Annotated in this window: 9 protein-coding genes and 1 pseudogene; 1 reads left to right on the forward strand and 9 read right to left on the reverse strand. The window is 60.1% G+C overall.

Annotation, left to right across the window (positions count from 1 at the left end; translation table 11 throughout):
* Positions 1-3 precede the first annotated feature (3 nt).
* The 3 genes from QP803_RS11205 to QP803_RS11215 all read right to left on the reverse strand — a co-directional run bounded on the left by QP803_RS11205 (position 4) and on the right by QP803_RS11215 (position 5990).
* The gene (locus QP803_RS11205) at positions 4-1356 is read right to left on the reverse strand and encodes a sugar porter family MFS transporter (RefSeq protein ID WP_284943570.1); all 1353 of its coding nucleotides are present in this window, start codon (positions 1354-1356) and stop codon (positions 4-6) included.
* 260 nt (positions 1357-1616) lie between these two features.
* On the reverse strand, positions 1617-4751 hold the full coding sequence (locus QP803_RS11210; protein WP_284943571.1) for a plasma-membrane proton-efflux P-type ATPase: 3135 nt from the start codon (positions 4749-4751) through the stop codon (positions 1617-1619).
* Between the two features lie 810 nt (positions 4752-5561).
* On the reverse strand, positions 5562-5990 hold the full coding sequence (locus QP803_RS11215) for a hypothetical protein (RefSeq protein WP_284943572.1): 429 nt from the start codon (positions 5988-5990) through the stop codon (positions 5562-5564).
* Between QP803_RS11215 and QP803_RS11220 the strand changes: the two genes are divergently transcribed.
* Positions 5974-6783: an IS5 family transposase gene (locus tag QP803_RS11220; protein WP_284943573.1), complete on the forward strand. Its 810-nt coding sequence runs from the start codon at positions 5974-5976 to the stop codon at positions 6781-6783. The genes QP803_RS11215 and QP803_RS11220 overlap by 17 nt on opposite strands.
* Here the strand turns inward: QP803_RS11220 and QP803_RS11225 are convergent.
* The 6 genes and pseudogenes from QP803_RS11225 to QP803_RS11250 all read right to left on the reverse strand — a co-directional run bounded on the left by QP803_RS11225 (position 6687) and on the right by QP803_RS11250 (position 13217).
* Positions 6687-7651, reverse strand: a pseudogene (locus QP803_RS11225) (acetate/propionate family kinase). The gene QP803_RS11220 and the pseudogene QP803_RS11225 overlap by 97 nt on opposite strands.
* A gap of 192 nt (positions 7652-7843) precedes the next feature.
* On the reverse strand, positions 7844-8389 hold the full coding sequence (locus tag QP803_RS11230) for a hypothetical protein (protein ID WP_284943574.1): 546 nt from the start codon (positions 8387-8389) through the stop codon (positions 7844-7846).
* On the reverse strand, positions 8368-9120 hold the full coding sequence (gene tpiA / locus QP803_RS11235; protein WP_284943575.1) for a triose-phosphate isomerase: 753 nt from the start codon (positions 9118-9120) through the stop codon (positions 8368-8370). Before tpiA ends, QP803_RS11230 begins: the two co-directional genes overlap by 22 nt.
* Before the next feature lie 34 nt (positions 9121-9154).
* A complete protein-coding gene (locus tag QP803_RS11240) occupies positions 9155-9742 on the reverse strand; it encodes a histidine phosphatase family protein (RefSeq protein WP_284943576.1) in 588 nt (195 codons plus the stop codon).
* Between the two features lie 23 nt (positions 9743-9765).
* Positions 9766-10812 carry a class I fructose-bisphosphate aldolase gene (locus QP803_RS11245; protein WP_284943577.1) on the reverse strand — a complete coding sequence of 349 codons (1047 nt, stop codon included), beginning with the start codon at positions 10810-10812 and terminating at the stop codon, positions 9766-9768.
* Positions 10794-13217 (reverse strand): phosphoketolase family protein, encoded by a 2424-nt coding sequence (locus QP803_RS11250; protein ID WP_284943578.1) that lies wholly within the window; start codon positions 13215-13217, stop codon positions 10794-10796. The genes QP803_RS11245 and QP803_RS11250 overlap by 19 nt, the downstream gene beginning before the upstream one ends.
* Between the last annotated feature and the right edge of the window lie 157 nt (positions 13218-13374).

Raw genomic sequence — 13374 nt, forward strand, 5'->3', positions numbered from 1 at the left:
CTGTCATAGTTTGCGAGGTGCTTTGCCGGACCGCCAGTGCGCTTCGATCTGCTCCAGGGTTTTCCCCTTCGTTTCCGGCACCAGCCGGTAGAAGAAAGTCCATGCGCCGACCGCGACGAGGCCATAGAACCAGAACGTGTGGGCATGCCCCAGGACCGCGACCAGACTCAGGAACGTCACAGCGACCAAGAGATTCATGACCCAGTTGGTGACGGTGACGGCGCTCATGGCAATGCCGCGATTCTTCAGTGGATAAATCTCAGAGATCAGGAGCCAAAAGATTGGCCCGAGCCCAAAAGCAAAGCAAGCGACGTAGATCACCAGCCCTGTGATGGCCACGTCGCTCTTGAAGCTCACCAATTGCGGAAATTGGAATGCGGCGCCCAGGACGCCCAAGCCGACGATCTGGCCGGCCACGCCCGTCAACAGCAGGGGCCGACGGCCAATCCGGTCCAGCAGAAAGATCGCCAGCACGTGAAAGCACCACATGACGGCGGCCAAACCCGCACCCGCCAGAATGGCCGGCCCCGCAGCGCTAATGCCAACGAACTTAAAGATGGTCGGGGCGTAGTAGATGACCGTGTTGATGCCGGTGATCTGCTGAAACGTTGCCAGACCAAGGCCGACGATCATCGGCATCCGCAACGACGGCTGCAACAGCCCGGCCATCCCGCCTTCGTCTTGCTCCGCCATACTCTTCTGGATATTCTTGATCTCTGGGTCTACGTCCGATGTCGTCCGCGCACGCTGTAAGATTTTTCGCGCCTCGTCGATCTTCGACTTGCTGATCAGCCAGCGTGGACTGTCGGGCAGCCACCACATGCCGATGACGAGGCCGACGGACGGCGCCACGGCGAGAGCAAACATGTAGCGCCACCCATGACTCGCCGAAAATGCGTAGTCCACCAGATAGGCCGTTAGGATGCCAGTCGTAATAGCCAGCATGTTGACAGCCACCAAGGAACCGCGCGCTTCTGCCGGGGCGAGTTCGGCTATGTACATGGGCGAGATAAACGAAGCGATCCCGATGCCTATGCCACTCGCCACCATCGCGCCGATCAGATAGCCGACGGATGGCGCCAATGCCGTGCCAATCGCGCTGAGCGTGAAGATAATGCCGGAAAGGATGATCATCTTGCGACGCCCAAACCGGCCTGTCAGAGCGCCTCCGGCGGCGGCGCCGAGCGCCGCACCCAGCAGGACGGCGCTGACAACGAGCTCTTCCATCGTGGGTGAGAGGGAAAACTCGGCTTTGATAAATAAGATGGCGCCCGAGATGACACCCGTGTCATAGCCGAACAGTAGACCGCCCAGGGCCGCAATGCCTACAGCGATGTAGACGAAACGGTTGATCACTTGTGGGGGCCGGCCGACCCGCTCCTCCAATGTCGTTGCAGGGCCTGCATATTCCTTCCGGCCCTCACTTGCGCAAGTCACGAGGCGACCTGGACTGCGTGCAATTCACCGCACTGGGCGACGGCGTTTCGTGTAGGGCAGACCGAGGCACGTGTCATAGCTTTCACTTCCATTACCAACATGCTCCAGTCCGAGACAATCTTCCGAGTGCAACGTATGTCGTTCGTTCTATTAGCGGACGGCCACCCAAGTGCATTGACTTATTCTGCAGCCCTTGGCGTTGCCGCCGGCGGCTTCTCGGTTCCGTCTTCGGGCTTAGTTATGGACGCGCCTCCCTGCTCGGGTTTGGCTTCGGCGCCAGCCGTCTTCGCGACAGCGACGGCCGGTTCGACTTTGGCGATAGCTGCGGCTATGAGACGCCCTGCATCCCCGGGATCTTTGGCTATACCGGAGAGAAGAAGGTCACCGAGGGTCCTTTCGAGCACGGATGCGTCGTCGGGTCCTGTGTCCGGCTTCGGACCAACCGCAGCTTTCGACCCGGCCTTTGCGTTGGGCTTGGGTACAATGGCAGCTGCGGGCGCGTCCTCGACCTTTACCTCGGAAGTGGGTTCTGCATGTGTGTCGGGTTCGGCCTTGACCTTGATATCGGACCCGACATCTGGCTTGGGCGCAGGATCTGCTTCGGGGGCGGCCTCGGGCTTTTGGTCCGGCTTAGACGGGCCCGACGCTTTGGGCTTCGCGTCGGCTGTGGTCTCTTGCCTAGAGTTTGCCTTGGATTCGGTCTTGCCGTCTGGCTTGGACGTCGCTTTGGCTTCTGACTCCGCCTCGGGTTTTGCGTCGGATTTTGCGTCGGGCTTCGCTTCGGCTTTGTTTTCGGGCTTGGTCTGGGCCTTTGCTTCGTGCTTTGGCGTCGCTTTGCCCGTATCAAAGAACTTATATGCGAGCAGCTTCACCGGGTCGGTCAAGAGGAACCAAGCGAAGGCGTATGCCCAAACCATCGCCGCATACTTCCAGCCAAGCGGCGTCACGAGCCAGGCGCCATACACCGCAACAAGCGTGGCCACCGTCTGGGTTCCGACTACCGCCGCTAGCAGAATCCAGGCGGGGCGAGTTGACCACCAGGGGCCACGCGTGCGGGTCTGGAAGATCGTCAAATGCCCGGCGACGGATAGCATGAGATACATCATCGTTTGGAGTTGCGGATGGCCAAGATGAAAGACGCGGTCACCGAGGAAGAACAGTCCGAACGCGGCGATCGGACCGACGAGTCCCAGCACAGTGGCGATGCCAAGAACCAGACGCATGTTCCATGCTTCAGGCTGATTCCTGTAGGTGACGTTGTCATAGGCGATGGACAGAATTGCGCCGTCATTCAGCAACGCCAGCATCACGATCATAATCGCCGTCAGCGGGTAGAAATTGAAGATCACGATCGCGAGTGTCATAAACAGGAGGACGCGCAGTGTCTCGGCGATGCGGTACATCGCGTAACTGTTCATCCGCTGAAAGATCTTCCGGCTCTCCTTGAGCGCTTCGATAATCACCGATAACCCAGGGGCGACCAGCACGATGGAGGCCGCTGCACGGGCCGCATCCGTCGCCCCAGAAACCGCGAAACCGCAATCCGCCTTCTTGAGCGCCGGGGCATCATTCACTCCGTCGCCCGTCATGCCCACGATGTGGCCATGCTTCTGGAGGACGTCGACGATATGGAATTTGTGCTCGGGGAACACCTGCGCGAAGCCGTCAGCATCTTCGATGGATTTCGCTATCGCCGCAGTTTCCTCGGTCTTCGCATCACCAAGTGTTGCACCGTCGAGGATGTTTGTCCCCATTCCTAAGGTCTTCGCAGTCTCCTTTGCGATTGCCAGCGCATCGCCCGTCACCATCTTGATCTTCACGCCCATCGCGGCCGCGGTCGCGATCGTGGCCTTGGCATCTTCACGCGGTGGATCGAACAGCGGGAGCACACCTAAAAGCTGCCACTTCCCATCGCCATCCGCCCGGGCGACACCGAGAGCACGAAAGCCGCGCGCGGCAAAGTCGTTGACGGCCTTGTCGATGGCAGGTTTCACGGCAGACGCATTGTCCGACAAGGCCACGATGACCTGCGGCGCCCCCTTCGTCACCTTGAACGTCTTACCATCCTTGTGCTTGACGGTCGCCTCGGTGCGCTTATGCACTGGATCAAAAGGTTGGAAATGCGTAACTTGATAAGGCTTTAGAACCGCTTTGTCTTTGAGGCCGCCGAGGACGGCGAGATCGATCGTGTCGTCGTTTTCCGCTCGCGAGGCCAGGGCGCCGGCAAGGATGACCTGGTCGGCCGTGATCTTATCCAAACAGAACGGCTCACCCAGGGTCAGCTTGTTCTGCGTTAAGGTGCCGGTCTTGTCGGCACAAAGAACGTCCACACCGGCCAGTTCCTCGATTGCAACCAGCTTGCTGACGATCGCCTGCTTCTTCGCGAGCAGTCGCGCCCCGACCGCCATCGTGACGGATAGCACTGTCGGCATTGCCACCGGGATTGCCGCCACAGTCAGCACGAGGGCGAATTGCAACGTCGTGAGAATCGGGTCGCCGCGGTAGAGGCCCATGCCGATGATGATCGCCACCATGACCACCGCCAGCATAATGAGGTAATTGCCGATCCTCAGTACCGCTTTCTGGAAATGACTGACGGTGACGGCCGACTGCACGAGCTCAGCCGTCTTGCCAAAATAGGTTTTCCCACCCGTCGCATAGACCAAGGCCCCGATCTCGCCGCGGCGGATGATCGACCCCGAGAAGATCGCATCGCCCGGCTTGCTGGTCTTCGGCAAGGACTCACCCGTGAGCGCCGATTGGTCGACAGATACTTCGTCGCCTTCCAGGAGGCGCGCGTCCGCGGGCACGATGTCCCCCAAACGCAACCGTATGACGTCACCTGGCACTAATTCCCGCGCCGACGGCGTGACCCACTTGCCATCGCGTTTTACGCGGGCTTTGATCGCTAGTTTGGCTTTTAATGCATCGATGGCATTGCCGGCCTGGCGTTCTTCCCAGAATCCAACGACGGCATTGGCCATCAACAACAGCAGAATGATGAAAAAGTCTGGCCAATGCCGAACGACACCGGACAGCACCACCGCAACCTCAATCATCCATGGGATTGGGCCCCAGAAATAAGAGAGGAATTTCAGGACCGGATTGGTCTTCTTCTCCTCGATCTCGTTCGGCCCGTATTGCTTCAGCCGTTTCTGCGCCTCAGCTTGGGTAAGGCCCTCGGGCGACGAACCCAATTTCTTTTCGACTTCCGCCATCGGCAGAGTTTTCAGATCATTTCTCGCGTCGGGTGCCGGTTTTGCCTTGGGCGTGGCAGCCGTATCCGCCTCAGGTTTGGCCTTGGGTTCGGTCATGGCTGCCCTTTCTTTCTTTTGCTATGCGCCAGGTTGCAGTGTCCAACACCGGGAGAGGATCTTCGGCACCCTCCGTCGCGATGATGTAATTGCCGCAGCTGGCCGCGTGACAGCAGGCGGCGAGCGTCGCCTGCTTATTCAAAGCCTGGTTGAGCACGAACCCCCTGGCGGGCCTGATGTCGCAACGACTGTATTCAAGCTCGCGACTCCGTGGATGATCCCGCTTTCGCTTAAACTGAAACTCGCCGACCGCCCGCTGGGCTATTGGTTGTCCTCCGGCGACATGGGCACGAGGGCTGGTGCAGCGTTCGGTTAACCAGACCTTAATGGTCACACGTCGCCAACGGGAGATTCGGAAACTACTCACGCGGCCGCTCCCCGGCGATGGGATGTATGCAAAGGCTTTGGGCAGGCCTAAGCCACATCGTGCGGCAGCTCTGCCGGCTCGGTGTACACGCGAGCGTCATAGGCGTCTCTTTCCCCCGCGAAGGGCATCGTCCTAAAGGGCTGCAAAGTTGCCGACGAGGGTCATTTTTGTCTCGCTAGAGTGTTTTGCGAACATTCTGGCTCTACCTGCAACGCTAGAAAGTCACATCCTGTCGCGTGAGCGTATCGTCTTCTCCAGAACACAATCTTCTGGATCGGAAACTCAATTAATCAGGCTTCAAACTGGGAAAGACCTTCCAGCGCATCGTCTCGGAATTGTATGCCAACGCGAAATTTAAACTGAGGCACGCCGCTTTGACTAGTCGACTGACCCGCCCGCACAGGCGTGAATGCGAAAGAGCTGCTCCTGGCGAGCGCGATGCTCTATGGTTTCGCTCGTTGACCCAGATCGAGAACGCGAGCAACGGATTTCGCGATCATGAGCTCCTCATCGGTACGGATCACCCGTACCTTGACCGGACTACTGGCCGACGAGATCAGCGGCCCACTGTTCGCGTTGGATTCCAGGTCAAGTTCGATGCCGAGGAAGCCAAGACCCTCGCAGACCCGCTTACGGACAGGGGGCGCGTTCTCGCCGATCCCACCGGCGAAGACCAGCGTATCGACTCCGCCCATCGCGGCTGCGAATGAGCCGATCCATTTCTTGGTCTGGTAGCAGAACAGCGCGACCGCCTCGGCCGCCCGCACGTCGTCGGTTTCGCGGTCGAGCAGGTCGCGCGTGTCGGAACTAGAGGGTGTTATGTACTTTTGAACGGGTCTGGTGCAGTCATGATGGATGACGCCCGCTCGCAAGCCGTATCCCTCTGACGTTTCTGATGAGGAGTGGAGCCTCGTTGCTCCCTACCTGGCGCTGATGCGGGAGGATGCCGCCCAACGTCAGCATTCCCTGCGGGAGTTATTCAACGGCCTGCGCTATCTGATCCGCTACGGGATCGCCTGGCGCGCCATGCCGAATGACCTGCCACCATGGGCGGCAGTCTATCAGCAGACGCAGCGTTGGATGGCGGCGGAATGCTTCGAGGCGTTGGCGCAGGATCTCCGCGCTGTGCTGCGGATGGCGGCCGGGCGCAATGCCGAGCCGACAGCGGCGATCTTTGACAGCCGCACGCTGCGGTCTACGCCGGAGAGCGGAACGCGGGCAGCCTATGACGGCGCCAAGCGCAAGAAGGGTTCCAAGCTGCATCTGGCCGTTGATACGCTGGGCCACATGCTGGCGTTGCACGTGACGCCTGCCAACGTCGATGACCGTGCCGAAGTCGGTCGTTTGGCTCAGGCCGTGCAGGAAGCGACGGGGCAAACCGTCGAACTGGCTTACGTTGACCAGGGCTACACCGGACCCAAGCCTGCAGCCGCGGCGCAGGCGGAAGGCATGGCATTGGAGGTGATCAAGCTCTCCGAAGCCAAGCGCGGTTTCGTCCTATTGCCACGACGCTGGGTCGTGGAGCGCTCATTCGCCTGGGCAACGCGCTGCCGGAGGCTCGTCAAGGATTATGAGCGATACGCAACAACGCTGGCCAGCCTGCACATCGTGGCCTTTGCTTGTCTCATGCTCAGACAAGCCGCAGCCATCGCCGCAGGTTCATAACACCCTCTAGTCTCCGACACGCCAAGCGGGCCGGATTCATGAGGTACCATTTTCTGAAACGAGGCCTGACTCATTTGGTCGGTTCGTGCGAAGTACGAGATCAAGCCCGGATCCAGATCGCCCGAGCGGGTGCTCATAACCAATCCCGCCGTCGGCGTGAAGCTCATGCTCGTATCGACGCTCCTGCCATCTAGGACCGCGGCCAGGCTTGCGCCATTGCCTAAATGCGCAAGAATCACACGCCCCTTAAGTGCCGCCGGGTCCCCGAGACGTGCGAGTTCCGCCATGAGGAATTCGTAGGACAGCCCGTGAAACCCGTAACGTCGGACCCCGGCCGCTTCATAGCGCCGCGGGATCGGCAAAACAGTGGCAACGCGCGGCATGGTGCGATGAAACGCGGTGTCAAAGCAGGCCACATGGGGTAGTTCCGGGTGACGCTGGGTGAACGCCTCCAGCAATTCGATTTCAAGCGGCAGATGCTCAGGATCGAAGGGGCTGAGCCGGTGGAGTTCTTTGACCATTTCTGCGGTGACTTGCTGCGGCTCGCCGTAGGTCGGGCCGCCATGACCACACGATGTCCCACCGCGGCCAATGCTTGGCGTCCGCTGTGTTCACCGATCCACGCTAGCAGTACGTCCACCGCCGCGGTGTGATTAGCCGCCGCCACCGGCCGCGAGAAACTATCGCTTTGCGTCTTGGCTTTCACGCTCAAGCTGGCATGCGGGGTTCCGATCGGCTCAAGCTCGCCTCCCAGGATACGTCGGAGCGTGCCGCTCGCCTTGAACAGCCCGAACTTGATGCTGGACGAGCCCCCATTGATCGTCGGGACGCGCGACCCAGCCGGATCCATGGCCGGTTCCGTTGTCATTCTTTGCCCTGCGTGAAGCCGCCGGGAGACGACTTCAATTGCTTTTCCCGATCGGCCATCGGCAGCCGCGTCCACGCGGCTTTGCAAGCATTCCACGCGGGTATCGGGATCGGGCTAGCGGGGGCGTCAGCTTTAGCAGTCATTCTGTTACCCAATCTTGTGACATGGGTTGGATGTCGGCACTGAGCCCGCTCAGTGCTCTTCGTCCAAGGGAGCGGGAGCGGCAGTTTGAGCCTTGGTCTGGCTAATCTCGGGCGAAGCGGCGCCCCCGCTCGATGCATGTATGAGATTGAATCCGAATCCCAGAAGCAATGAGAAGACCAGCAGAGCCATTGGCAGCCATCGCGGCATATCGGCACCGCGCGAGGTTCCGAACACACGCATTGCCGTCTTGTCAGCAAAGGGCGTATTTTTTAGGCCCGACAGCCCTTGCTGGGCCGGCAGCAGCATCACGAGGCGGGCCGCCACCGTCTTCGTCTCGAAAGCGCTTCCGGAGGAAAACGGAATATCGGTGATCGCGGCGACCAGGCGATCAATCGCCATAGCCTTAGGCAGCTTCGACCAACGAGCGGCCTGAACCCAGGGGTCTTGGCCCAGACGCGCCAACACCGAAAGCATGGTCAAGGTCGAGCCATTCAGTTCGGTACCGACATCGGCAAAAAGAAAGGGATTGAGATCAGAATTTTGCAGAGCAGCGTGGTCGGGATGAGACACAATCAACTCCTGTTCTGCTGGCATGGCACCGCCTGGATGACGGATGCGAACTCCGTCACTGCCAGGCTCGCTCCGCCCACGAGGGCTCCCCCTACCTCTGGCAGTCGTAGGATAGACGCGGCGTTGGATGGGTTGACGGAGCCGCCATAAAGAATGCGAACATTCAGCGCCTCGGCACCAATATGAGCGATCAGACAAGCCCGTATATGCCGATGGACTTCGACGATCTCGTCGGCAGAGGGTACAACCCCGGAACCGATCGCCCACAGCGGCTCATAACCGATCACCAGCCGCGACGAATGGCTTTGAGATGGGACGCTCCCCGCGATCTGCTCTGCGCAGACGGTCAAGGCAGCACCGGCGATGCGTTGACCTTGCGTCTCACCGATGCAGATGATCGTTGACAGGCCCTGTTCAGCGGCAGCTTGCGCCTTGGCGAATACCACGGCGTTGGTTTCGCCGTGGTGATGGCGACGCTCCGAATGACCGAGGATAACGGCGGTGGCACCCGCATCTTTGAGCATCTCGGCGCTCACGTCACCCGTGCACGGACCGGTCTCGGTGATGGCGCAGTCCTGGCCGCCAATTGCGATGCGGCCAGCCGCAATCTCGGCTGCCCGCGCAATCAGTGTAAACGGCGGGCAAATCAGGATGTCGGCCGGAGACCGGGCGGACGCCCGACAGATCGCTTCTATCAACGGTAGCTGACCGGTCAGACCATGCATCTTCCAGTTTCCCGCGATCAACTGCTGCATGTGGAGGTCGCCTCCAGGATTCGGTTGCCAGCGGTCATTTGACGTCTCTGAGCACTGATGGAACCCCGTTCCACAACGCGATCACGCGGGTGTCTGGGTGGCTCGGGTTATAGGCCAGGATGCTAAGCGACGCCGTACTCAGCATGAAATGCTGAGCACTGATGACGGGCAATCCGATCCACCGGGCCGCGAGCGCGCTTGCGAACTGGCCATGCGTAAAGAGCGCGACACTGCCCTTCAGTGCGCCAAGGTGCTGGATCACGCGATCGGCGCGGACAGAGATGGCATCGGGCGTCTCTCCACCTGGCACGCCATCCCGATAAACGGCCCAATCGGGGCGGCTCTTGTGAATTTGGGCGGAGGTCAAGCCCTCATAGTCACCGTAGTTCCATTCTGACAGGTCATCATCGACCTCGACCGAACGTCCCAGGCCCGCCAGCTCACAGGTGCGTCGCGCTCGTCGCATCGGACTTGCCCGCACATGCGTGAAGTCGATGCCGCGCAGCCAAGGCACCAATGCCTCCGCCTCAGCTTCCCCGCGCTCGGTGAGGGGGATGTCGGTTCGTCCCGTATGCTGCCCGGAGAGGGACCACGCTGTCTCCCCGTGGCGTAACACATACACGCCAGGATCCTTCGATTGCATGGTCAGCCGGCCTCCATCGCGGCGCTATAGTCGCCCCGCAGAGCGGCGCGGTTGCAATTGGCGCGATGGAAGAGGGCCTCCTGCGCACGCGCCGCGTTGTCGCCTTCGCCGTTCCAAATGTGCAGGGCGGGGCGCTGAATGGCACGCGCGAAGGAGAAGACGAGAGGCCAAGGCACGCGCGTGGCCATAGCTTTCCCCATGACGTTCATCGCGTTGAGACGCTCAGAAGCCAGTTCGGCTGATTGGCCACCAGAGAGGAAGGCAATCCCCGCGACGGCGGCAGGCACCACGCGTTGCAAGGTTGAAATGGTGGCGGCGGCAACAACGTCAGCGCTTGGCTGGAGCCGACTGTCTAGTCCCGGCAGAATCATGTTTGGCTTGAGGATCAGGCCCTCCAGCAAGACCCCCTGCTCGTAGAGGGCTGCGAACACCGCATGCAGTGCCTCTTCCGTGACCAGACGGCACCGATCCAAATCGTGGTCGCCCGCCATGAGCACTTCAGGCTCGACGATTGGAACAAGCCCGGCCTCCTGACAGAGGGCCGCATAGCCAGCGAGAGCCTCTGCATTCGCGGCGAGACATGCCCGGCTCGGCAACCCCTTACCCAAGGCGATGACCGCCCGCCATTTGGCAAAGCGCGCACCCATCGCCGCATAGTCCGACAGGCGTTCCCGCAGGCCGTCCAGGCCGCGGGTGATCGTCTCACCCGCCCGCCCGGCTAGCGCCTTCGCACCGATATCGACCTTGATTCCGGGAACGATCCCCGCTTCGGTTAGGACGGTGGCGAAGGGCACGCCGCTGGCCGTGCTCTGCCGGATGGTCTCGTCATAGAGGATGGCACCGCTGATGCAGGAGCCAAGATTCGGTGTCGTTACAAGCAGCTCTCGGTAAGCGCGCCGCATTGGTTCCGTCTGTGCGATGTCTTCGGCGGCAAAGCGCTTGTTGCAGGTCCCATTGCTCTCATCCATTGCCAGCAGACCCTTGCCGCTGCCTACCAGCGCGTGGGCGGTGTCGACCAGCTGTCGCGCATTCACGAGGGTTGGCCCCATCTCCAGTTCCGGACCTCGGGCAGGTCCTCACCATGCTTGTCGATGTAGATTTTGTGTTCGATCAGCTTGTCCTGGATGACCTGCTTGAGATAACTGCCTTCCGTGCTTTGCCGCGGCAGATTGTCCAACACATCCTGCACGAGATGGAAGCGATCAATTTTGTTTTGAACGCGCATGTCGAAGGCGGTCGTGATGGTGCCTTCTTCCATATAGCCGCGCACATGCAGCTGACGGTTGGCCCTGCGATAGGTCAATCCGTAGATCAGCGACGGGTAGCCGTGGAAAGCGAAGATGATGGGTTTGTCGCGGGTGAACAGGGCATCGTAGTCTGTTTCCCTGAGGCCATGCGGGTGCTCACTCGCAGATTGTATCTTCATCAAATCGACTACGTTGACGACGCGAATCCTCAATGCTGGCATATACTCGCGGAGGATGGAAACCGCCGCCAACACCTCTAGCGTGGGCGTATCGCCGCAGCAGGCCATGACCACATCAGGCTCGCTGGCCTGATCGTTGCTGGCCCACTGCCAGATGCCGATGCCTTCTGTGCAATGGACGATCGCCGCTTCCATCGAGAGCCATTGCGGAAGGGCGTGCTTTCCGGCGACGACCACGTTCACGTAGTGGCGGCTGCGCAGGCAATGGTCGAAGGTCGACAAAAGGCAGTTCGCATCCGGCGGTAGGTAGACCCGGACAATGTCCGCCTTCTTGTTGATGACGTGATCCAGAAAGCCTGGATCCTGATGCGTGAAACCGTTGTGGTCCTGCTGCCAGACATGTGACGCGAGAAGATAGTTCAGCGAAGCGATGTTTCTGCGCCAGGGCAGTTCGCGCGTGACCTTCAGCCATTTCGCATGCTGGCTGAACATCGAATCCACGATGCGTATGAAAGCCTCATAGCTATTGAACAAACCATGCCGTCCGGTCAGAAGATAACCTTCAAGCCAACCCTCGCACTGATGCTCGCTCAACATGGAGTCGAGAACGCGACCTTCGGACGACAAGAATTCGTCGCCAGAGACCTCGACTGCCTCCCATTGGCGGTTCGTAACCTCGAACACCGCCCCAAGCAGGTTGGAAAGGGTTTCGTCAGGTCCGAAGACACGGAAATTGTCCGGGTTAAGTTTCACAATGTCCCGAAAAAAGTTACCTAGCACGAGTGTATCCTGGGCAGAGACGGCCCCTGGTGAGGGCACCGCGACGGCGTGACGGCGGAAGTCCGGCATATGCAAGTCGCGCAACAACATGCCACCATTGGCGTGCGGATTGGCGCCCATACGCCGATCGCCCAGTGGGGCCAATTCGGCGAGTTCTGGGATTAGCTTTCCGTCAATGTCGAACAGTTCCTCGGGCTTGTAGCTCTTCATCCAGGCCTCCAGAAGAGCGACATGCTCCGGATGTGCCGGGTCGACGAGCAGCGGCACCTGATGGGCCCGGAACGTGCCTTCGATCTTGAGACCGTCGACCTCGACCGGGCCGGTCCAGCCTTTCGGCGACCGCAGCACGATCATCGGCCAGCGTGGCCGGCCCTTATTTCCGCCGTCGCGTGCCTCTGTCTGAATCTGTTTGATGTGGTCGATGGCCTTGGCGAGAGTTGTCGCCATCAGTTCGTGCATCGTCTCCGGATCGGAGCCCTCCACGAAATAGGGTGTCCAACCGCAGCCAAGGAAGAAATGCTCCAGTTCATCATGGTCGATCCGCGCAAGGATCGTCGGATTGCTAATTTTGAATCCATTAAGATGCAGGATCGGTAGGACCGCGCCGTCGCGAACGGGACTCAGGAACTTGTTCGATTGCCATGCCGTCGCGAGAGGGCCAGTTTCCGCTTCTCCGTCGCCCACGATGCAGGCGACGATCAGATCGGGATTGTCAAAGGCGGCGCCAAAAGCATGGCTAAGCGAGTAGCCGAGCTCGCCGCCTTCATGGATGGAACCTGGGGTTGTTGGTGCAACATGACTCGAGATGCCGCCGGGGAAGGAGAACTGCGTAAACAGGCTCTTCAGACCAGCTTCATCCTGGCTGATATTGGGGTAGATTTCGCTATAGCTGCCTTCAAGATAGGTGTTGGCGACCAGCGCGGGGCCACCGTGGCCCGGGCCTGCGATATAGATCATATCGAGGTCATAGGCTTTGATGACGCGATTGAGATGAACGTAGATGAAGTTTTGGCCTGGTGTCGTTCCCCAGTGGCCAACGACCAGAGGCTTTACATGGCCCATGGTCAGCGCCTCACGCAGTAGCGGATTGTCATAAAGGTAGAGTTGTCCCACCGACAGATAATTGGCGGCGCGCCAATAGGCGTTGATCCGCAGCAGTTCGCTGTCCGTGAGTGTTCGCGTGCCCGGGCCAGTCACGTCACCAACGGCGGGCTCCGGCGGAGATAGCTTCGGGGCGGGATGGTCCATAGGTTTGATCCTTTAAGTCATTGGCGCTTCATAGGACTTTCCCAAACCCATAGAAGGCAGTTCCCGCTTGATCGGCCGGAGGCACGTTCAAAGAGTAGCGCCGTGTGATTCAAAGCGAACAGTATCGGAAAATACCTAGACGATGTGACCCCGACCG

Origin of the sequence: Acidisoma sp. PAMC 29798, from assembly GCF_030252425.1 — a bacterium.
Taxonomy (GTDB): Bacteria; Pseudomonadota; Alphaproteobacteria; order Acetobacterales; family Acetobacteraceae; genus Acidisoma; species Acidisoma cladoniae.